A 21,154-nucleotide genomic window follows, 5' to 3' on the forward strand; every position below is an offset into this window, starting at 1 on the left:
CCCCTCCGTGTCAGTGCATGCGGTAGATCTTGATCTCCGTGCCGAGGTCCGTGGCCGCCCTCTCCTCCGCCTCGTCGAGCACGTCCTGCTGTCCGGGTGCGGCCCCGGTCGCGGGCACGGCGACGGGAACCTGGCGCCGGGTGGTGTCGTCGACCTCGACGCGGTAGCGGTTGCCGGACACCAGCCCGTTGAGGGTGGCGACCTCACCCGCGACGCCGAGCAGCCGGCGCAGCAGCGCCCTCGGATTCAGATAGGTGCGGGCGTTGAGGTTCACCGACTTCTGCTGTTCGACGGCGCGGGCCGGAGCGGCCGGGCCGCCCCTGCTGCTGTAGCGGGCGGCGTCGATGTCGCGTTGGTTGCCCTGCATGTGCGTGGCCACCCGGACGCGCTTGAACTCCCGCTGGCTGCCGTCGCCCTGGACCGAGTTGCCCTGGCCGAAGCCGACGGGGGTGCTCTGACCGCTGATGGCCGCGTTGCGCAGCGCTCCCGCGCCCACCCCGACCGCGACGCCGACCAGCGAGTAGAACAGCTGCTTGGCCTGGTACATGGCCTTCGCCATGTGGGCGAAGTGCACCACTTCGGCGATCTCGTCGGCCTCCTCCGCCGTCACGCCCGGGATCTGCACGGCGGCGCCGGAGCCGTCGTCGATCAGGGCGCCGGGCGCCGTGCGGCCGAGCGGGGCGAATCCGGTCTGGTGGAAGACCCGGTCCAGATCGGTGATGTCGTCGTCGGTGACGCCCGCCGACCGCAGCTTCGCCCTGTCGATGTCGTAGGTGACCAGGTCCTGGTTGTGGACGTTGCGTACGTAGAAGTCGTCGCGGACGATGTCCAGGACCGCGATGTACTGGGCCGGGTCCTTTCCGGCCTGGGTCCTGACCCGGTTCAGGAAGTCCTTCACGGGCTGGGACCGGTCGTCCGCGCGGAGGATGGTGGGGTACTTCTCGGGCCGGGTGTCCTCCATGCCGTTGCGGTCCACCAGGACCGTCGGGCGGTTGCTCGCGTACACGTACCGGTTCGGCCCGTCGACCATTCCCGCCGGATCCGGGCTCACCCACCGCCCCAGCCAGGGCGCGTAGAAGCGCGCCCCGTGATACGTGAAGCCCGTCTCGGCGTCCCGTTCCTTGCCGGTGAACCGGTACCGCTTGCGGCTGACCGTGCCCGGCTCGGTGTGGAAGGACGTGGTGCCGTAGGGGTGGTACTCCTCGTACGACAGGACCACGCCGTCCTGGTCCACTTCGAGGGCCGGGCTGCCGAGCTGGTCGGCGAGCTGGTAGCGGATCACCGGCCGCGGGCCGGGGACGGCGCGGCCGTCGCGGACCAGGGCCGTCTCCACCAGGGCGACCGGGCTGCCGCCGTCCGTGACGTGCAGGGTCTCGTACTCCTCGGTGGTCCGGCCGGCCGCCGTGCGCCGGTACCGCTCGCTCGGTCCCAGGCAGGTCCGCGTCTCGGTGGTGCCGGCCCGCCGGATCGTCGCCCGGATCCGCCGGCCCTGGGCGTCGTACTGGTAGAAGGCCTCGCCACCGCCCCCGAGGTCCACCCGGACGAGCCGGTCCTCCGCGTCCCGGTCGAGGGCGGGCAGGTGCGGCATGGCGGTGATGCTGCCGTTCGGATCGTGCGGGTAGCGCGCGCTGTACGTGCCCTCCGGGTCGCCGGGCAGGCTGCTGCCGAGAAGGCGGTTGCCGTCGGCGGCGGTGAGGTGCCGGCGGGTCCAGCCGCCCCCGTTCGCGGTGTGCGTGACGGCGCGGACGTTGCCGCACTCGTCGTACGCGTAGGTCTCGGTGTAGGGGCGCAGTGCGGTGCTGTCGTTGGCGTGCGGGAGCGGTGCGAACGGGGCGTCGGACGGGCCGGGCTGGGTGGTCTGGCCGATGTGTTCGCGGCCCGTCGCCGCGATCAGCCGGTACACCGGGTCGTAGGTGTAGGTGCGGCGCGCGCCGACGGCCGTGTTGCGGAAGAACACGGTGTCCTGGGCGGGGTCGTCGACCACGACCAGGTGTCCCATGGGGTCGTAGGCGTACGCGAGCCGCTGCCAGGCCGTGCCGTCGGCCGCCGTCGTGGCCAGGCCGGCGAGCCGGAACGTGGCGTGCTCGTACGCGTACTCCGTGCGTGCCCGGCAGCCGTACGTGATCAGGGTGCGCCGGCCGCGCTCGTTGTAGTCGATGTTCCGGACGATCTCGGTCCAGGTGCCGGCGCCGCGCACGGCCACCTCCACCCGCTCGGGCAGGCCGGCCACGTTGTAGGCGTACCGGGTGCGGCTGCCGTCGGGGGCGGTGGCCAGGGTGGCACGGCCGAGGGCGTCGTACGCGGTCGTGGCGGCGTGGGCGGCCGTCTCCAGCAGGGGGGCCGCCCGGCTCAGGGCCGCCTCCGGGTCGGCGAGTCCGGCCAGCGGGGTCCAGTCGGGCTCGCCCGTCGGGTCGGCGGCCAGGCGGCGCTCGGTGGCCAGGACGTTGCCCTCGAAGTCGACGGCGGTGGTGCGCAGGACGCCGGCTCCGTCGAAGACCAGGCAGGGGCGGGTGAGCAGGTTGCGGGCCCGGCCGTCGGCGAGGGCCTCGCCGTAGTAGTAGCGGACGCGGAGCCGTTCGGCCGGCTCGCCCGGGACCCGTGCCGCGCAGTGCACCGGGCGGCCCAACGCGTCGTAGGTCCACCGCAGTTCGGTGTCCCGTCCGTCCCAGCCGCGGACCGGCCTGCCCTGGGCGTCGGCCAGGGACCGCCGCTCGCCCGCGTCCGCGCTGACCGAGTGCGCGACGCGGCCCAGCATGTCGGACTCCTGGGTGAGGACGCGGACCCGGCGGGCGTCGAGAACGGTCCGCGCGAGGCCCTGGACGTCCCGCAGCGCCTCGGTGGTGTAGGTGCCCTCGGCACCGTTGTCCTCGACCGTGAGGTGCGGGTTGCCGAGCGTGTCGAAGCGGGTCTCGGTGTACGTGCCCGCGTGCTCCAGCGCCTGCCGGGCGGCCCGGCCCTGCGGATCGGTGTCGGGCAGCCCGGCCCGTTCGGCGTACCAGCGGCTGTCCCGCACGGTGTCGTTGCGGTCCCGGTCCTGCCGGGTCCAGGCGGTGAAGACGACTGCGGACCAGCTGCCGTCCGGGAAGTCGGTGCGGACCAGGCGGCCGAGCGGGTCGTAGCGCAGTACGGGCGTCACCCCGCGCCTGACCAGTTCGTCCTCGGTGTCGAAGCCGCTGTCGGACGCGAAGTACGGCTCGTACCTGCGGATGGGGTTGCCCTTGTTGTCGTACACCGTGCGCCCGGTGCCGACCCAGCGGTCCGGGCCCTGGGGCAGCTCCGGCTCGGCCCGGGCCTTGGTCAGCATGACGCGGCCGGTGCCGTCCAGGTACGTCCAGGTGTCCTGGCGGGGCGTGTCCGGGTCGCGGTGCCGTTCACGGGCCGAGGTGTGGAAGCTCACGGGGAGGTGGCCGAGGTCGTAGGTGAGGGTGGCGGTCGGGTCGTCGCCTGCGGACTCCTCCGCGGTCGCGGTGTCCAGGACGTCGCCGTCCGCGCCGCCCTCCTTGCCCAGGACGGCGGTGGCGACGACCACGCCGCGCGCGTCGAACCGTACGCCGGTGCGGTTGCCGTTGGCGTCGGTCAGCAGCCAGGGCGCCAGGACGCGGTAGTGCGGGCGGGCCTCGGTCGTGTTGCCCAGCGGGTCGCGGACCCGGACGGGCAGCAGGTGGTGCGGGTCGTAGTCGGTGTGCCAGACGGAGCCGAACGGGTCGACGGTGCGCACCGGCAGGCAGAACGCGTCGGCGTCGGCTTCCTGCCGGGCCGAGGGCGCCCACCAGCCGGGGCCCTCGGCGCGCTCGGTGTAGCCCGCCTCGCGCAGCCCGGCCTCGGTGACCCGGTCGCCGTAGAGGTGGGCGGCCTGGCCGGGGGCGAGGGCGAGCCGGTAGGTGCGCCAGGGCAGGGCGCGCGACCCGGGGTCGTGGAGGGGGAGTTCGGCGGCGAGGTCGTCCCGGGTGTAGGTGGTGAAGGTGTGCGCGATCAGCCGGCGCTGCGGGCCGGGGCCCGAGAGGTCCTGGTGGTACGGGATCTCGTGCCCGGCGGCCTCGGTGAGGTGGGCGGTGAGGCGGTCGACGGCCAGCGGCTCGCCGGGCGGGGGCGGGGCGAGGCCGCCGATCTCGTACGAGCGGGTGGCCACCGGCACGCCGACGCGCCAGCGGTCCGGTGCGTCCGTGTCGTTGGTGACGAGCCGCTCGGTCAGGGTCAGCCGCAGCCGCTCCTGCTCCGGGTCGGCGGGCGACGTGCGCGGGTAGGCGATCCGCGCCGAGCGCAGGACGTTGCCCCACGCGTCGACGTCCAGGGCGACCTCGTGCAGGGTGCGCGGGTCGTCGGCCTGGCGCTCAGTGTGCACGGCCAGGGACTCGCCGGGGTGGACGAGGACCACGGCATGGGCGGCGGCGCCGCGCGGCTGGACCAGCCGCACCCGGGGGCTGGACTCGGTGACCAGGTACGGCCGGTGCTCCGCCGCCGTGCCGTCCTCGGCGTAGGTCTCCTCGCGCAGCGGTTGCCCGCGCAGCGCCCGGGCGGCCTCGCGCTCCTCGTCCGGGGTGAGGCCGGCGGGCGGCGGGGCGGGCGGCAGCAGGGGGCCGCCGTACTCGTCGGCGTAGGGGGTGGCCAGCCGGTTCCGGTCGGGGTACCAGCCGGTGTGCTGCCAGCGTTTCACCAGTGCGGGCGGCTGGTGGAGTTCGCCGGTGGCGCCGGTGAGGGTGTCGCGCCGCTCGACGTAGCCGAAGCCGCGGAACTCCCGTTCGACGCCGTCGAAGTAGCCGTGCCGGTAGCGGTAGGCGGCGGACACCGTGGTGTCGGCGACGCTGTCGTGGGTGACGGTCGCGGCGACCACCTGGACGGGGAACGGCAGCCGGGTCAGCCAGGGTTCGCCGGCCGCCTCGTCGGCCAGGAAGTAGCTGGTCGAGGAGGCGTACCGGACGGTGGTGACCAGGCCGGTGCCGTTGCCGACGCGGTTCAGCAGGTGCGGTTTGCCGCCGGCCATCAGGTCCACGTACCGGGTCTGCGGTTCGCCGTCCGGGCGGGGCTCGGCGACGACGAGGCAGGCGGTGCCCCGGCCCAGCACGTCCGTCACGGAGGCGGCGGCCAGGGCGCCGGCGGGCGGCACGCCGTCGAGCCGTTCGGCCGGGCCGAAGGAGTTGCCCGCCTGGTTGAACCACAGGCGTACACCGTCGGGCCCGAGGTAGAGGAGGTCGGCCGGGGCGCTGCCGTCGATGTCGGCGAGCCGGATCCGCCGCTGGTCGAAGCGGTCCGGGTGGTCGAAGACCGGGGCGCCGGACATGGTGACCTTGGGGCCGAAGCGGCCGTGGCCGAGGCTCGGCCAGTAGGCGATCTCGCCGTTGCCGATCCGCACCAGGTCGGTCAGTCCGTCGCCGGTCATGTCGGCGAGGTGGACGCTGTGCTCGGTGTCGGCGAAGAGCAGCCGGGGGCCGTGTTCCTCGCTGCGCGGCGCGGCGCGGGTCGCGCTGTCGCCGAACCCCTCGGCGCCGGCGGACGGGTACCAGGTGAGGCCGTCGTCGGCGGTGACGAGGACGTCGGCGAGGCCGTCGCCGGTGAGGTCGGCGAACCGCACGTTCGGGTCCCGCCAGTCCAGGGCCGGCAGCCGGCGAAAGGTCCTGAAGTCCGCCCAGCGGCGGTCGGCCGTGCGCTCGTGGTAGCCGGGGTGGGTGCCGCCGAGGTCGGCGACCGCGGGCCGTCCGTCGCCGTCCAGGTCGAGCAGGGCGCGGCCGGCCGCGCCGCCCGGCAGCGGGTCGACGGCGCGCGGCGGGGCGAACCGGCCCTCGCCGAGGTTGCGCCGGTAGTACCAGGCGCCGCCCTGTTCGGCGAGGATGCCGGCGATGCCCTCGCCGTCGAGGTCGGTCCACAGGTACCGGCCGTCGAGCCGTACGGTGCCCTCGGCGGAGGTCAGTGTGCCCGTCGTCGTGGCGACCGTGCGCTCGGTGTAGCCGAACGTGAGGGCGGGCAGGTCGGCGTACCGGTAGCCCTGCCCGGCGGGGAGGCAGCCGCGCCGGGTGAGGGAGACGAGCTTCGTGGCGGCGGGGTGCTCGGCGTGGCCGAGCAGCAGGGCGTGCACCAGCTGGGGGCGGGGCCCGAGTTCGGGGAGCGAGTGGAACATCAGCACCCGGCGGCAGAGCCGGTGGGTGCGCAGTTCGAAGCCGGGGCGGCGGGTGGAGAACGGGTCGCTGCGCACGGGCCAGGGGCGCGTCTCGTCCGGGGTGGGCGTCTCCTCGTCGTGCTCGCCGTAGTCGAACACGACCTCGAAGCAGAAGCCGGCGGCGCTGCCGGGTACGGCGTTGCCGTACCGGATCCGCTTCAGATGGCGGCCGGCGGCCTGGGGGCGGTTGCGTTCCTCGGGGGCCGCGGTGTCGACACCGGCGCGGTCCTCGCTCTTGTACTCGTAGACGGTGATGTTGCCGCGGTCGTCGGCCGTCTGCTGGAGCAGCCACCGGTAGACCCTGCGCCCGGGGTCGGCCGGGTCGGCGATGCGGGCCTCGGGGTCGCGCCCGAACAGGCTGGTGACATTGGACCGGTCGGTGACCCGCCAGTGCGTGTCGCCGGTGGTGCGGTGCCGCCACCGCTCGATCCGGGCGAACGCGCCCTCGGTGCGCGGCCGGTAGGCGGTGACGTCGTAGGCACCGTCGGCGCGGGGCGCGGGCACCGCGGCCGGGACGAGGTCCTCCGCGCCCGTCAGCTGGAAGACGTCGCCGTCGGTGTAGCGCGGCAGCCCCTTGTCGGTGGCCCGGGAGACGGACGGCACGTCGAGCGACCAGCCGAGGCCGAAGGGGGAGTTGCCGGCGCCGGAGTCGTAGGCGAGGGCGAGCGCGGGCTCGGCGCCGCGGGCCGGGGTGACGGCGACGGGCACGGTGAGCGCGGCGGTGCCGGTCGCCGGACCGGTCGTGAACTTCTCCCCCATCCCGCGCAGCGCGCCGCCCGCCCTGGGCAGGGAGAGCACGGGCTGCTCGGGCGCGGGTCCCCCGTCGCCGGGCGCTCGGTCGGATCCCGGCGGGGGCCCTGCGCCGTGCCCCGCGTCCGGTCCGGCCGAGCCGTCCCCCGGCGTGCCGTTCCCGGAGCCGGCCGTGCGGTCGTCGGCACCGCTGTTCCAGGACATGGCCACCCGCTTCCCCGTGGGCCCTTGGGCCGGGCTCCACGGTCGCGAGTGGCGCACGGGGTTGTCGAGCGGAGTTCCGCTCAGCGGAACACAGATACGCCTTTGGAGTGAACATGACGGCGGAGGGGCTGACGACGAGGGCCGCCGTCAGCCGGCGAGGCGTGCCGCCGTCACCCGCCCAGGCGTGCCACCGCCGGTCGCGGGACGGTGCGGCACAGGCCGGTGCGGATCGCCCGGGCGGTCCGGTGGAGGCTGTCCGCCGCCGCGTTCAGATCGCGGCCGGCCGGCGCGATCGAGGCCAGCGCGGCGATCACCCGGCCGTGCGGTCCGTGCAACGGCACCGCCGCGCAGGACACCCCGGGCAGCACCTCCTCGCGGTCGAACGCGGCGCCGCGCTCGCGGATGTCGCTGGCCGTCCGCCGCCACGTCCCCGGCAGCGGGCCGAGGGGTGTGCCGGGCGGGGCCCAGGCCGTCAGCACCCGGCCCGCTGCCGTCGTCGCCGGCCAGGTCATGCCGGGCTGTACGGGCACCAACTCGGCGATCTCGCCCTGGACTCCGGCGGCGGCCATGGTGCGGCCCTCGTGCAGCACACAGATCGTCACGGTCGTGCCGGTGGCCTCCGCCAGCCGCCGCACCGGGCCCTGCGCCGCGGCCAGCAGCCCCGGATAGGGCTGCCAGGTACTGCCCAGCCGGAAGACGCGCGGGCCCATCCGGTACACACCCCCGGTGCGCTCCACCGCGCCCAGCAGGATCAGCTGCTCCAGCAGCCGGTGCGCGCTGCTCTTCGGCAGCCCGCTGGCCGCCGCGAGCGCGGCCAGCCGCGCCTCTCCCGCCTCCTCGATCGAGTCCAGCAGGGCGAACGCCCCTTCCAGCACCCCCCGCCCGGCAGTGGACATGGCAGGTCCCCCGTTCTCACCCCGTGGTGGCCAAGTGGCGGCAGTGTCAGCGGCGGGCTGGTCGACCCGCCTGCTGCGCCGGTTCCCACCGGGTCACTACCCCGGCCGGCCGGGCCGCAGACGCGGGCGGTGCGGCCACGGCGGCACCGCGGCCACGGCGGCCCTCCCTCCTCCGGCGCGTTCCCCTGAACGGCACGGGTCAAGGGAATTTCCGGCCCTTTTCCCACCCTGCTGTGGATCACCGCGCATCCCGGTAAATACACATAATCAGCTGCTGGAGCGCCGCCATCGGACACCTTCACCGAATAGGCCGCCATTGACAAAGCGGGCGCGTACAACGAAGCATGGCTGCGCACGTCGGCGGCACCTCACCGTATTCCGGGCAGCGCCTGCGGCCCGTCATCAAGGCAGGGACCGGTGACCACGAACCAGCTGTTCGCGCTCTTTTCCGACCTCGCCCTCATTCTCGTGCTCGCCCACGCGCTGGGCGCCGTGGCACGGAGACTTTCCCAGCCCGCGGTCATCGGCGAGGTACTCGCGGGCATATTACTCGGCCCCACTCTCCTGGGCCATAAGCTGTCGGACTTTCTGTTCCCGATGGATATCCGGCCGATGCTCACGGCTCTCGCCGATGTCGGCATGGCCGTATTCATGTTCATCGTCGGCCTGGAACTCGACCGGACCATTCTGCGCGGCACCGGAAGGCTCGCCGCCACGGTGTCCGTCTCCTCCATCGTGCTGCCGTTCGGACTGGGCGCACTGCTCGCCCTCGGTCTGGCCGACGCCGACGCCCCGGACAACCGGCTCGGTTTCGTCCTCTTCATGGGCACGGCGATGTCGGTGACCGCGTTCCCGGTGCTGGCCCGCATCCTCACGGACCGGAAGATGCAGCACACCCCGGTCGGCGGTCTCGCGCTGGCCTGTGCGGCGATCGGCGATGTGCTCGCCTGGTGCATGCTCGCGGCCGTGGTCGCGCTGGCCGGTGGCGGCGGCGCCGACCAGTGGTACCTGCTGCTGCTCGTCCCGTACACCGCTGTGATGCTCTGGGTGGTCCGTCCGCTGCTGCGCAGGCTGGTGGCCGCCGGTGACGGCCGGCTGAGCCCCGTACTGCTGACGGCCGTTCTCGCCGGGCTGCTGGTGTCGGGGGCGGCCACCGAGCGGATCGGCCTGCATTTCATCTTCGGCGCGTTCCTCTTCGGGGTGGTGATGCCGAAGGAATCCACCGAGCGGCTGCGCGCCGACATCACCGACCGGATCGGCCAGGTGAGCGCCCAGCTGCTGCTGCCGGTCTTCTTCATCAGCGTGGGCCTGAAAGTCGATCTGTCGGACCTGGGGCGGTCCGGCTGGCGGGACTTCGCCCTCATCCTGCTCGTCGCGGTCAGCGGCAAGTTCCTCGGCGCGTTCCTGAGCGCCCGGGCACACGGTGTCACGGCACGGCAGTCGGCGGTCCTCGCCACCCTCATGAACACCCGGGGCCTGACCGAGCTGATCATCCTGACGGCCGGTCTCCAACTCGGCGTCCTCGACGAGCGGCTGTACTCGCTGATGGTCGCCATGGCCGTGGTGACCACGGCGATGGCCGGACCGCTCCTCGCCCTCTTCCGTCCGCGCCCCTTCGAGGGCCACGACCTCGTCCCGCCGGCCCGTGACGCCCGGCGGCCGGCCGCCAAGCGCTGATCCCCGCCGGGCGGCCGGGGCCCGGCCGCGCGGCGGCCGGGGCCCGGGTCAGCCGTCTGCGGCCAGCCCGTGCAGGGCGCCCACCGTCCGCCAGTTGCGGGTGGTGGCGGGGATGCCGAGCCGGCGCTCGACGAAGGCGTTGTTGAGCTTGGTCCTGCCGTACCCGTCGGGGACGTGCAGGTGGATCTCGTCGCCGGCCAGCGTGAACCGGGCGGTCTCACCGGCCGGCACCACGAGGCGGGCGGCCTGCTCGGCGGTCGGCTCCCGGGCGAGGAAGGTGACGTGCAGCTTGGCCGGGTCGTCCTCCTCGCCGAGGTACGGGTTCGCGGCGAGGGTGCGGGCCAGCGAGTCCCCGGTGCGCAGGAGCACCGAGAGGGTGACCCCGAGGTCGTCGGCGATCCGCTGCTCGATGCCGGCGGCCAGCTCCGCGGCGGGCCGGCCGTCCGGGACCGCGAACACCACGTTGCCGCTCTGCAGATGGGTCCGTACGTCCTCGAATCCCATACCGTCGAACAGGCCGCGCAGCTCCGCCATGGCGATCCTCGTACGGCCGCCGACATTGACGCCGCGCAGCAGCGCGATGTGCTTCGTCATGGCCCCAACGTCTCACACGGCCCGCGGTCGGGCACCCGGCCCTCCCGGCTCGCGGTCAGGCACCCCGGGCCCGCGGGTCGGACACTGCGCCCCCGGCTCCGGGCGGACCCGTCAGCCGGGCCGTTCCGGCTCGGCGATCCTCGCCCGCAGCGGCGCGAGCAGCTCGTTGGCCCGCTCCCTGCCCGCCGCGGAGCCTAGGTCCGCGACGCCCCGCTCGGGCAGCACCTCCAGCGGTGCGCCCGCCGGGCCCGCGCAGCGGTCGTGGTAGAGCACCAGCGCGTGCTCGGACCGGTTGCGCCGGGACTCCCAGATCAGCCCCATCGCGTCGGACGCCTGCGCCCGGATCTCGCTCGACCAGCGCCGCGCCCGCGCGTAGTTGCTCTCGTCCTCCAGGAAGGCGGTGTCCTGGCAGACGCCGGCCAGATCCGCGCCGCTGACCAGGGAGACCAGGGTGAGGTCGGAGCGGGTGCGCAGACAGCTCAGCGACCGCTGCCAGACGGTGCGGTAGGGGATCGTACGGTCGCCGGCCGGCAGGTCGAAGGGCCGGGAGCGCAGCACGCTCTCCGCCAGCGCCGTCAGCGCGCTCTCCGCCAGGTACAGGCAGTGGTACTGGTCCAGCACCGTGCCGTCGAAACGGCCCCCGTCGAAGTGGATGTCCGCGAGCCGTGGATTGAACTCGTCCGGCGCGTACCGGGACAGATGCACCCGCCACAGTTCCGTACCGGCCGGGATCACCCGGCGGTTGGGACGCAGTTTCAGGTCGATCATCGGGAAGAGGCCGCTCATCACTCCCCCTCGGCGAGTTCGCGGGCCGCGCCGGCCAGCCGCTGGTCGGGGAGCCGGCCGAGCAGCGCGGCGGGGGTGCCGCCCAGCCAGGTGTTGCCGCTGAACCACCACGCCGCCGCGCCCCACGGGTCGATGTCCGCGAGCAGCAGCCGGTTGACGTCGAGGACGACCCCGTACGGAGGGCCGCCGGCCGCGGTGAACTGGAACTCCGGGTAGCGGTCGCCGTCGCCGGGACCGCGCAGCCGGATCAGCTCGGGGGGCGGCGCCCCGCCGCACCGGGCGCGTGCCTCGTCGGCCGACAGGGCCGGTTCGCCGAGCAGCCGGTCCCGCTCGGGGTCCGGACGGTACGCCGGTTCGCGCGCCGGGGACGGCAGCCGGAACCAGGCCAGCAGCTCCCGCGCGCCCGCCACGGTCCCCTCTCCCGGTCCGGGCGGCGCCGCACTCCGTCGCGGCGAGTCCAGTTCCTGGCGCACCGGGTGATGCCAGGGCAGTGGCAGCAGCGCCCTTATGACCAGGTGCAGTGCCCTGCGGACCGCCCGCTCGTCGTCCGGCGCCGTCGCGGCGAGCTCCGTCAGCCGGGTCAGCAGTTCCGCGTACTCCTCGTCGGACAGCGCCCCGCGGATGGTGTCCCGGTACTCGCCGACCAGGACGAACAACCGCTCCGCCGCCCCCGCCCCCTCCTCGTTCACGCCGCCCTCCTGCCTGTGTCCGCCGCCTCCGCGGTTCCGGGTCGTGCCGGACGGATGGCCCGGGGAAGGAAAGACGCCGGCACCCTCGCGGCGTCCCGCCCGGTGCGCGGGGCCTCCCGTCCACGGGGCCTCCCCTCCACGGGGCCTCCCCCGCCGCGCCCGCCTCCCCGTTTTCGCCGCAGCCGCGCACTCACCGCCGTCCTCGGGACCACCGTCACTATGCCCGTCCCCCGCCTCCCCGGCGACCGGATCCCGCGCACGGCCCCCTCAGCGCCCGGAATCCGCCCGGAACGCGCCCAGTTCGGTGCGCAGTTCGCGGCGCATCCGGCGCAGCCGGCCCCACAGTTCGTCGATGCTCGCCCACGCGGCGGCCGGTGAGTCGCCGGCCCGCGGGGCCCCGTCGTCCAGGCGCCGGACCATGCCGTAGACCGCCCCGAGGTCGTGGCTGAGGCCGGCCGCGAGTGCGAGGACCCGCTCCGGCATCCGTATCTGGGCCTCGGCGTACACGTCCCGGTACTGGTCGCGCGCCTCCGTGAGCCGCTGCCGTACGGTCCGCAGCTCCTCGCCCCGGCCCAGCGCGTGCACCTGGTCGGTCAGCGCGGCCAGATACTGCCGGGCGCAGGTGTTCAGGGCGACGTAGCACGCGCGCAGCTCCTGGGCCTGGCGGCGCCGCTCCCGGACCGCCTCCGCGCGCTCCCGCTCGCGCCGGCGGCTGCGGTCGGCCGCGCGCTGGGTCAGCAGCGCGGAGAGCAGCGTCCCGACGACTCCGACGACCGCGACCACGGGCGCGGTCACATCCCCGATGTCCACCCCGCCTCCATCCCCGTAGTTCCGTCCCGAGATCAGGGAAGCAGCGGTGGCCGGCCGGGTGAACGGCCGGCCCGGACGTCGCCCGGCCTTCGCCCCGCCGACGCCCAGCCCCGGCAGGCGGCGCCCACCCGGAAACCCACTGGAACGCCCTGCCGTGCTGTGCCTAAGGTCGCCGAATGAGTACACGAACCTTCCGCATCACCGTCCGCGGTGCCTTCGACGCCCTCACCGACGCCCAGCGTGCCGCGCTGCTGGCGGACGCCGCCGAGCACGACGTCCTGCGCTCCGCCTTCACCCCCGAGGGGAACCTCACCTACGACATCGCCGCCCGGCCCGCCTTCGTCTTCCGCTTCTCCGCCACGGGAGAGGAAGAGGAGGACATCCTGGAGGCTACGGAGCTGGCCGAGGCGACGGCGACGGGGTGGCTGACCGAGCGGGGCTACGGCTTCAAGCGCCTGCGGACCACCGCCGAGGACCTCTCCCAGGCGCCCCTCGGCAAGCGGCAGCGCCGCGCCGCCCGCATCTCCGGCACATAAGCTTGAGTACTCAAGGATGAGGCAAGTGATATGGGCGAGCGTCCTGCCGAGAGGCACGGCACGGACATGGCACGGGCACGGGCATGGCACGGGCATGGTGAGGGCTTGAGGGACATGAGGCACTTGGGGAAGTCGGGACAGGCGGGCCATGAGTGAGGCCCTGGACGCGTCGCTGCGGCTGGTACGGGCCCAGACGGCGCTGGTACGGCGCTTCGACGCCCGCTTGAGCGGACTGCACGGCGTCAGCCTCGCCGATTTCACCCTGCTGCTCCGGCTGGGACAGGCGCCCGGCGGCCGGATGCGCCGGGTCGATCTCGCCGAGGCACTGGGGCTCACCGCCTCCGGGGTCACCCGGGGACTGGCCCCGCTGGAGCGGATCGGGCTGGTGACCCGGGAGCCGGACGCCCGGGACGCGCGCGTGGCGTACGCGGCACTGACCGGAACAGGCCGGGAGCGGCTGGCGGAGATGCGGGCCACGGCGGAGGAGACCGCCGCCGAGGTCTTCGCCGGCCCGGCATGGCCCGCGGGCGACCTCGCACGCCTCGCGGAGCTGCTGACCCGCCTCGGCGGCACGGGCCTGACGGGCCGCTGAGGCCGCCCTTCCGGCGGGACGCCGGGTCCGTTCCGGCCGCAACTCGCCGTGGCGCAGGTCACGTTGAGTTGTGGCCGGATTGTGCGCGACCCGTGCGCAGGGGGTGGCATGCTCATGGCTCGTCAACGAGTTACCGGCCGGTTCTACCCATGAGTAGGACCGGCGTCGGTCCTCTCTGCCACCCCCCACTTCACACAGGACCACACCTTGCGCAGACGCATGAGGCACAGCCGTGCCCTGCTGCCCGCCTTCGCCGTGACCACGCTGTTCCTGGCCGCGGCCTGCTCATCGCCCGCGCCGGCGGCCGCCGGGCAGCCGGCCACCGGACAGGACCGGCAGGTCCTGGCCACCGCCGATGCCGCCGCCGGCCCGGACCACTCACTCACCGTGGCCGCCGCCCCCGCCGCTCCCGCCGCCACCGCGACCGCCACGGCGCGTCCGGGCGGTTCCGCGCCGCGGGCACACAAGACCTCGCTCACCGTCAGCTCGTACGACAGCCGCACCCGGCGCGCGGTCATCGCCGACAAGCCGCGGGGGAAGGACAAGTCCCCCGGCTCGCCCGCTCCTTCCTCGGGATCCTCCGCCGCACCGCACCGGACCGCCGTGGGCGACGTGATCGCCAGCGCGCCCGCGCCGGGCGCACCGCGCGGGCTGCTCGCCAAGGTCACCGAGGTGGTCGGAGAGACGGCCGGCGGCACCGAGGTGCAGACCGAGCCGGCCACGCTCAACGCGCTGCTGGGCGACGGCACCGCGAAGGGCGACGTGCCGGTCGACCCCTCGTCCTTCGACGTCGACAAGCTGCTGCCCGACGTGAAGGTCTCCTGGTCGAAGACCGGTGATGTGCACGCGGGCCCCAAGGGCGCGACCGTACCGCTCGGCAGCCTCCGGCTCGACGTCAGCGCCGAGGTGCCCACCGCCGAGGACGCCCCCGTGTCGGCCGGCGCCTCCGTGCACGGCTTCGTCCAGGTCGCGCCGCAGGTCGACTTCGCCTACGGCGGCACCGGCACCGCCGCGCCGCCCGGATCGGCGTACCTCGGTGTGTCCGGCGACTGGACCTCCGGCTGGGCGGTCAGGGGACAGGCCGCCGCGGCCACCGGCACCACCCCGCTGCGGATCCCGTTCGCCAAGCTGCACGCCGACCCCGTCCTCCAGGTCGGCCCGGTCCCCGTCGTCGTCAACCTCGATCTGACCTGCTACTTCCAGATCAGCGCCGACGGCCGGGTCACGGTCGACGTCGAGCAGAGCCTGAAGGGCGACTTCAAGGCGGGCGGCACCTTCGGCCCGGCCAGGGGCTGGACACCGGTCAGCTCCTCGGACATGACCAGCACCCCCGTACGCGCCTCCGTCACCACCGCCGGGAACGTGAAGACGGCCCTCGGCGCCGAGGCCACGGTCGGCCTCTACGGCGCCGTCGGCGTCACCGCCGACCTGGCCCCTTATCTGCGCGGCGAGGCCGCCGGCACGCTCACCGCCGCCTCCGACGGCAGCACCCCGAAGGCGGCCGGCACCTGGGCCGTCTTCGGCGGCGTCGATCTGTCCGGCACCCTGCGGCTCCAGCTGTCGATCTTCGGCACCCCGGTCGTCCAGCGGAGCGTCCCGCTGGGCGCCCTGCACCGCGAGTGGAAGCTGGCGGGCGGTTCGCTCTCGTCGTAGCCGTAAGGGGAGCCGGAGCGAGCGCCGCAGCGGGCGCCGCGGCGACCGTCAGACCGCGCCGCCCGGTATCCAGCCCTGGCCGCGCAGCACGGCGGACACGTCCGGCGCCCGGTAGTGCTCCCCCTTGAGCACCTTGCCGTCGGCCCGGCGGGCGACCTGCCCGTCCGGGCCGATCTTGCTCATGTTGGCGCGGTGGATCTCGGCGATCACCTCGTCGAGATCGATGCCGTGGACCAGGGCCGTGCCGTACGCGACGTACACCACGTCGGCCAGCTCGTGCGCGAGCCGGTCCAGCGGTCCCGTCACCGCGACCTCGGCGACCTCCGCCGCCTCCTCGGCGAGCAGTTCACCGCGGTGCGCGGCCAGTTCGGGCGCCACCTCCGTCGGCGTGCTGCGGGCATCGAGGCCGAAGGCGTGGTGGAACTCTTGGACGAAGCGGGCGGGCGAGGAGCTCATGCGACGACTCTAACGGCCCCCACTGACAGCGCCGCCGCGCCCGCATCCGGCCCCGACGTGACCCCGGCCCTGGTCAGGGCCGTGTGTCGCCTGGCAGGATCGCCGCATGTCCAAGGTGTTCCCCCGGGTCGGCAGGCGCCGCGCGCTGCAGGGCACGGCCGTCGGTGTCGTGGCCCTCGGGCTGCTGCTGTGGTGGCTGCTGCCGCTGGGCGAGAAGCCGCCGAGCGGCACGATCGTGTTCAGCACCGGCACCTCCCGCGGGGTCTACCAGGAGTACGGGGAGCGGCTGCGCACCGAGCTGGGCAAGGACATGCCCGGCCTGAGGGTGAAGCTGCTCTCCAGCGCCGGTTCCCAGGAGAACGTCCAGCGGGTGGCGACCGGGCAGGCCGACTTCACCATCGCGGCGGCCGACGCGGTGGCGACGTACAAGCTGCGGCACGGCAGCGGCGCGGACCGGCTGCGCGGTGTGGCCCGGCTCTACGACGACTATGTGCACCTCATCGTGCCCCGGGGCTCGGACGTCAGGAGCGTCGCCGATCTGCGGCACAAGCGGGTGGCGACAGGACTGCCCGATTCCGGGGTGCGGCTGATAGCCGACCGGGTGCTGCGGGCCGCGGGCATCGATCCGCGGCGGGACATCTCGGCGGTGGCGGACGGTATCGACATCGGTCCCGCGCGGCTGCAGGAGGGGAAGATCGACGCCTTCTTCTGGTCCGGCGGCCTGCCCACCAAGGGCCTGGTCGCGCTGGCGAAGAAGGGCGCCTTCCGGTTCGTGCCGATCGACGGCTCGCTCGTCACCGAGCTGCACACCGAGGGCGCGGGCGCGGGCTACTACCGGGCCGCCAACATCCCCGAGTCGGCGTACCCGAACGCGCAGCAGGGTGTGCAGGTGCCGACGATCGCCGTGTCCAACCTGCTGGTGACCCGTACGGACATGGACCCCCGGCTGACCGAGTGGGTGACCCGTACGGTGATCAAGAGCCGCGACGGGATCGGCAACCATGTGCACCCCGCCCAGCTGGTCGATCTGCGCACCGCCATCTACACCGACCCGCTGCCCCTCCAGGAGGGCGCCCGGCGCTACTACCGGTCGATGAAGCCCTAGCGGAAGGTTCGGGGAGGACCCTGGTCCCCCCTCCGGGACGGCCGGTCTACGCGAGGCCCGCGCCGCCCGCGCCCCTCTCCAAGTATCTCGGCACCGCGACCGTCACCCGCAGCCCCCGCGGCTCGTGGTGGGCGTAGCCGATCGAGCCGCCGCCCGCCGAGAGCAGCGCGCGGGTGATGGACAGGCCGAGCCCCGAACCCTTCACGTTCTGGTGCCGGCCGCTGCGCCAGAACCGGTCGCCCACGCGCGCGAGTTCCTCGTCGGTCAGGCCGGGTCCGGTGTCCGTGACGACGACGGTGGTGGTGTCGCCGTCGGCGGCGACGGCCACCTCGACCGTGCCGTCCTCGGGGGTGAACTTCACGGCGTTGTCGATCACCGCGTCCAGGGCGCTGGACAGGGTGATCGGGTCGGCCCAGGCGGTGGTGGGCGGGCAGTCGCCGGTCAGCCGGACCCCCTTGGCCCGGGCGGCCGGCGCCCAGGCGGCCACCCGCTCCCCGGCCAGCGCGCCGATGTCGGTCAGCCGGAGGTCGGCCTCGGCGTGCTCGGCCAGCGCCAGGTCGAGCAGGTCGTCCAGGACCTCGGCCAGGCGCTTGCCCTCGGTGCGGACCGAGGCGATCTCCGGGTTGCCCTCCGGGAGTTCCAGGGCGAGCAGTTCGATGCGCAGCAGCAGCGCGGCGAGCGGATTGCGCAGCTGGTGCGAGGCGTCGGCGACGAAGGCGCGCTGCTGCTCCAGCACGTCCTCGACGTGGTCCGCCATCTCGTTGAACGACCGGGCGAGCCGTCTGAGTTCCGGCGGTCCGCCGGCGGCGGCCACCCGGGACTTCAGGCGCCCGGTGGCGATGTCGTGGGTGGTGGCGTCCAGCACCCGTACCGGCTTGAGCACCCAGCCGGTCAGCCGCAGCGCCGCCGCGACGGCGAGCAGCATGGCCGCGATCTCACCGGCCCCGATGAACAGCCAGCCGCGCAGGATCCGGGACCGCAGCTGCCCGGTGGGCGAGTCGGTGACCACCACCGCGACGACGTCGCCGTCCCGGATCACCGGCGAGGCGACGATGAGCCGGCCGCGCTGCCAGGGCCACACCTGCCGCGGATCGTGGCTGCGCCTGCTGAGCAGCGCCTCGTCGAACGCCATGCGGACCTCCCCCGTCCGCGGTACGTACCAGTCGCCCGGCGCATTGGCCATGGCCGAGCCGTTGCGGTAGAAGACACCGGCCCGAATGCCGTAGACGCCGTAGTAGCTCTCCAGTTCGCTGCGCAGGGTCTGTCCGCGCTCGTCCGTGGTGGTGCGCCGGGATCCGCTGGGCCCGTCGGTGACGAACTGGGCGAGCGCGGCGAACCGTGCCGTGTCGTCGATGCGGTCGACGACGACCTTCTGCTGCTGGGCGGCGGCCACGCTGACCGCCAGCGGGATGCCGAGCGCGAGCAGGACGGCCGCCAGCAGGACGATGAGCAGCGGAAGGAGGCGTGTGCGCACCCGTCCCCGCTAGGCGGCCGGGGCGACGAGCCGGTAGCCCACGCCGCGTACGGTCTCGATCAGCGCGGGCATGCGCAGCTTGGCGCGCAGGGAGGCGACGTGCACCTCCAGGGTGCGGCCGGTGCCCTCCCAGCTGGTGCGCCAGACCTCGCTGATGATCTGCTCCCGCCGGAACACCACGCCGGGCCGCTGCGCGAGCAGGGCGAGCAGATCGAACTCCTTGCGGGTCAGCTGGATCACCGCCCCGCCCACGCTGACCTGGCGGGTGGGCAGTTCGATGCGGACGGGGCCGAGCAGCAGGGCGCTCCCGCCGTCGGGCACGGCCTCCTCGGCGACGGTGCGCCGGCTGACGGCGTGGATCCGGGCGAGCAGTTCGCCGGTGTCGTAGGGCTTGACGACGTAGTCGTCGGCGCCCAGGTTGAGCCCGTGGATGCGGGAGCGGACGTCGGCGCGCGCGGTCACCATGATCACCGGGGTGCTGGTGCGCTTGCGTATCTTGCCGCAGACCTCGTAGCCGTCCTGGTCGGGCAGGCCGAGGTCGAGCAGGACGACACCGAAACCGGGCCCCTCGGGGACGAGCGCCTGGAGCGCCTCCTCGCCGCTGCGCGCGTGCGTGACATGGAAGCCGTGCCGTGCGAGGACGGCCGACAGGGCCGCGGCGACGTGGTTGTCGTCCTCGACGAGCAGCAGTCTCATCCCGGCCCCCTCCGGTTCAGCGGTCGTACGGTCTCGGTTTCCGTCGGCCTTGTCAGATCACGCGCACGCGCGCGTGCACCATGCAGTGACGCTGATGGACAAGGACGGCGTCAAGAGGGTTCGGGTTGCCCGCCGCTTCCGTTATCCGCCCGATACGCGCATCGGTGACAAGTACTACGTCATGTGTCCGCTTGCTATCGGATCGTGATGCTCAGGTTTCCCTCAGATGTGATGACGCAGGTCACAGCCCATCACTACTGTCCTCGGATACCCGAGGAGGACGGAGCCCGAGAGCGATGACCAAAGTATCGGTGGCCAAGGAAGACGTGGCCACGTCCGACGAACTGGTCGTCCTGAAGAGCGTCAACAAGCACTTCGGCGCGTTGCACGTGCTCCAGGACATCGACCTGACGATCGCCCGCGGCGAGGTCGTCGTGGTCATCGGGCCCTCCGGGTCCGGGAAGTCGACGCTGTGCCGCACCATCAACCGCCTGGAGACGATCGATTCGGGCGCCATCACGATCGACGGCAAGCCCCTGCCGCACGAGGGCCGGGAGCTGGCCCGGCTGCGGGCGGACGTCGGGATGGTGTTCCAGTCGTTCAACCTCTTCGCGCACAAGACCGTGCTCGAGAACGTGATGCTGGGCCAGCTCAAGGTCCGCAAGGCGGACAAGAAGCAGGCCGAGGAGAAGGCGCGGGCCCTGCTGGACCGGGTCGGCGTGGGCACCCAGGCCGACAAGTACCCCGCCCAGCTGTCCGGCGGCCAGCAGCAGCGCGTCGCGATCGCGCGGGCGCTGGCGATGGGCCCGAAGGTCATGCTCTTCGACGAGCCGACCTCGGCCCTCGACCCCGAAATGATCAACGAGGTCCTGGAAGTCATGCAGCAGCTCGCCCAGGAGGGCATGACGATGATCGTCGTCACGCACGAGATGGGCTTCGCACGATCGGCTGCCAATCGCGTGGTCTTCATGGCGGACGGCCGGATCGTCGAACAGGCCGCGCCGGACCAGTTCTTCAGCAACCCGCGCAGCGACCGGGCCAAGGACTTCCTGTCCAAGATCCTGCACCACTGACGGCACGGCTCCGGCCGCACGCGCGGCCGGGTCGCGTCACCCGCGCCGCCAGGTCGCGTCCCCGCGCCCCAGGACCTCGTTCCTCACCACTCAAAGGATGTTCAGCATGAAGCTCCGCAAGGTCACCGCCGCCTCGGCCGTCCTGCTCGCCCTGTCCGTGACCGCCACCGCGTGCGGCGGCGACAAGGACGACAAGGGCTCGGGCGGCGGCAAGAAGATCAGCATCGGCATCAAGTTCGACCAGCCGGGCATCGGCCAGAAGACCCCGCAGGGCTACTCGGGCTTCGACGTCGACGTGGCCACCTACGTCGCGGGGAAGCTGGGCTACAAGGCCGACCAGATCGAGTGGAAGGAGTCGAAGAGCGCCGACCGCGAGACCATGCTGAAGCGCGGCGACGTCGACTTCATCGCCGCCTCCTACTCGATCACCCCGGAGCGCCAGCAGCTGGTCGACTTCGCCGGCCCGTACCTGCTCGCCCACCAGGACGTGCTGGTCCGCGCGGACGACGCCTCCATCAAGTCGGCCGCGGACCTCAACAAGGCCAAGCTGTGCTCGGTCACCGGCTCGACCTCGGCCCAGAACGTCAAGGACAAGCTCGCCCCCAAGGCGCAGCTCCAGAAGTACCCGACGTACTCCGCCTGCCTGACCGGTCTGCAGAACAAGGCGATCGACGCCCTGACCACGGACGACTCGATCCTCGCCGGTTACGCCGCCCAGGCCCAGTTCAAGGGCAAGTTCAAGCTCGGCGGCCTGAAGATGACCAACGAGAACTACGGCATCGGCGTCAAGAAGGGCAGCGACCTCAAGGCCAAGATCAACAAGGCGCTCGAGCAGATGGTTTCCGACGGGTCCTGGCAGAAGGCCGTGGACAAGAACTTCGGCCCGGCCAACTACAAGAACGAGCCCGCCCCGAAGATCGGCGACATCAAGAGCTGAGGCAATGCCCCGTGGATGCGCCGCCCGTGAGGGCGGCGCATCCGGGCATCCCTACACGCGAAAGCGCGGGAGATC

At 73.4% G+C, this 21,154-nt stretch carries 16 protein-coding genes; 7 read left to right on the forward strand and 9 right to left on the reverse strand.

All coding sequences use genetic code 11. From position 1 onward, the window contains the following. Positions 1 to 10 precede the first annotated feature (10 nt). Both ACF073_RS32650 and ACF073_RS32655 read right to left on the reverse strand, forming a co-directional pair. Positions 11 to 7,105, reverse strand: a complete 7,095-nt coding sequence (locus ACF073_RS32650; protein ID WP_392075049.1) for a SpvB/TcaC N-terminal domain-containing protein — start codon at positions 7,103 to 7,105, stop codon at positions 11 to 13. A 170-nt stretch (positions 7,106 to 7,275) separates the two neighbouring features. Continuing rightward, positions 7,276 to 8,001: an IclR family transcriptional regulator gene (locus ACF073_RS32655; protein ID WP_392075050.1), complete on the reverse strand. Its 726-nt coding sequence runs from the start codon at positions 7,999 to 8,001 to the stop codon at positions 7,276 to 7,278. Positions 8,002 to 8,418: 417 nt separating this feature from the next. Here ACF073_RS32655 and ACF073_RS32660 point away from each other — a divergent pair, with 417 nt between their 5' ends. Further along, the gene (locus tag ACF073_RS32660) at positions 8,419 to 9,678 is read left to right on the forward strand and encodes a cation:proton antiporter (RefSeq protein ID WP_392075051.1); all 1,260 of its coding nucleotides are present in this window, start codon (positions 8,419 to 8,421) and stop codon (positions 9,676 to 9,678) included. A 48-nt stretch (positions 9,679 to 9,726) separates the two neighbouring features. Here ACF073_RS32660 and ACF073_RS32665 read toward each other — a convergent pair whose 3' ends face one another. The 4 genes from ACF073_RS32665 to ACF073_RS32680 all read right to left on the reverse strand — a co-directional run bounded on the left by ACF073_RS32665 (position 9,727) and on the right by ACF073_RS32680 (position 12,557). Beyond that, positions 9,727 to 10,272, reverse strand: coding sequence for a DUF1697 domain-containing protein (locus tag ACF073_RS32665; protein ID WP_392075052.1), 546 nt, complete (start codon positions 10,270 to 10,272; stop codon positions 9,727 to 9,729). Between the two features lie 111 nt (positions 10,273 to 10,383). After that, positions 10,384 to 11,058, reverse strand: coding sequence for an RES family NAD+ phosphorylase (locus ACF073_RS32670; protein WP_392075053.1), 675 nt, complete (start codon positions 11,056 to 11,058; stop codon positions 10,384 to 10,386). After that, positions 11,058 to 11,747 (reverse strand): hypothetical protein, encoded by a 690-nt coding sequence (locus tag ACF073_RS32675; protein WP_392075054.1) that lies wholly within the window; start codon positions 11,745 to 11,747, stop codon positions 11,058 to 11,060. The genes ACF073_RS32670 and ACF073_RS32675 overlap by 1 nt, the downstream gene beginning before the upstream one ends. Positions 11,748 to 12,014: 267 nt before the next feature. After that, a complete protein-coding gene (locus tag ACF073_RS32680) occupies positions 12,015 to 12,557 on the reverse strand; it encodes a hypothetical protein (protein WP_392075055.1) in 543 nt (180 codons plus the stop codon). Between the two features lie 176 nt (positions 12,558 to 12,733). On the opposite strand from ACF073_RS32680, the gene ACF073_RS32685 reads away from it, so the two are divergent. The 3 genes from ACF073_RS32685 (at position 12,734) to ACF073_RS32695 (ending at position 15,338) form a co-directional block, all read left to right on the forward strand. Beyond that, positions 12,734 to 13,093 (forward strand): DUF6204 family protein, encoded by a 360-nt coding sequence (locus ACF073_RS32685; protein ID WP_392075056.1) that lies wholly within the window; start codon positions 12,734 to 12,736, stop codon positions 13,091 to 13,093. A gap of 148 nt (positions 13,094 to 13,241) precedes the next feature. Continuing rightward, the gene (locus ACF073_RS32690; RefSeq protein ID WP_392075057.1) at positions 13,242 to 13,685 is read left to right on the forward strand and encodes a MarR family winged helix-turn-helix transcriptional regulator; all 444 of its coding nucleotides are present in this window, start codon (positions 13,242 to 13,244) and stop codon (positions 13,683 to 13,685) included. Positions 13,686 to 13,904: 219 nt separating this feature from the next. Further along, complete coding sequence (locus ACF073_RS32695; protein WP_392075058.1) at positions 13,905 to 15,338, forward strand: hypothetical protein; 1,434 nt, start codon at positions 13,905 to 13,907, stop codon at positions 15,336 to 15,338. A 48-nt stretch (positions 15,339 to 15,386) separates the two neighbouring features. Here ACF073_RS32695 and ACF073_RS32700 read toward each other — a convergent pair whose 3' ends face one another. Then, on the reverse strand, positions 15,387 to 15,794 hold the full coding sequence (locus tag ACF073_RS32700; RefSeq protein WP_392075059.1) for a MazG nucleotide pyrophosphohydrolase domain-containing protein: 408 nt from the start codon (positions 15,792 to 15,794) through the stop codon (positions 15,387 to 15,389). Between the two features lie 106 nt (positions 15,795 to 15,900). Between ACF073_RS32700 and ACF073_RS32705 the strand changes: the two genes are divergently transcribed. Continuing rightward, positions 15,901 to 16,899, forward strand: a complete 999-nt coding sequence (locus ACF073_RS32705; protein ID WP_392075060.1) for a TAXI family TRAP transporter solute-binding subunit — start codon at positions 15,901 to 15,903, stop codon at positions 16,897 to 16,899. 46 nt (positions 16,900 to 16,945) lie between these two features. Here the strand turns inward: ACF073_RS32705 and ACF073_RS32710 are convergent, their stop codons facing one another. Both ACF073_RS32710 and ACF073_RS32715 read right to left on the reverse strand, forming a co-directional pair. Then, entirely contained in the window at positions 16,946 to 18,373 is a 1,428-nt protein-coding gene (locus ACF073_RS32710) for a sensor histidine kinase (RefSeq protein WP_392075061.1), read from the reverse strand. A 9-nt stretch (positions 18,374 to 18,382) separates the two neighbouring features. After that, positions 18,383 to 19,069: a response regulator transcription factor gene (locus ACF073_RS32715; RefSeq protein ID WP_392075062.1), complete on the reverse strand. Its 687-nt coding sequence runs from the start codon at positions 19,067 to 19,069 to the stop codon at positions 18,383 to 18,385. Between the two features lie 296 nt (positions 19,070 to 19,365). Between ACF073_RS32715 and ACF073_RS32720 the strand changes: the two genes are divergently transcribed. Beyond that, positions 19,366 to 20,142, forward strand: a complete 777-nt coding sequence (locus ACF073_RS32720; RefSeq protein ID WP_392075063.1) for an amino acid ABC transporter ATP-binding protein — start codon at positions 19,366 to 19,368, stop codon at positions 20,140 to 20,142. Between the two features lie 106 nt (positions 20,143 to 20,248). Continuing rightward, positions 20,249 to 21,079: a glutamate ABC transporter substrate-binding protein gene (locus ACF073_RS32725; protein WP_392075064.1), complete on the forward strand. Its 831-nt coding sequence runs from the start codon at positions 20,249 to 20,251 to the stop codon at positions 21,077 to 21,079. Positions 21,080 to 21,154: the final 75 nt, after the last annotated feature.

Origin of the sequence: Streptomyces sp. NPDC015171, from assembly GCF_043079545.1 — a bacterium.
In the GTDB taxonomy this organism is placed as follows: Bacteria; Actinomycetota; Actinomycetes; order Streptomycetales; family Streptomycetaceae; genus Streptomyces.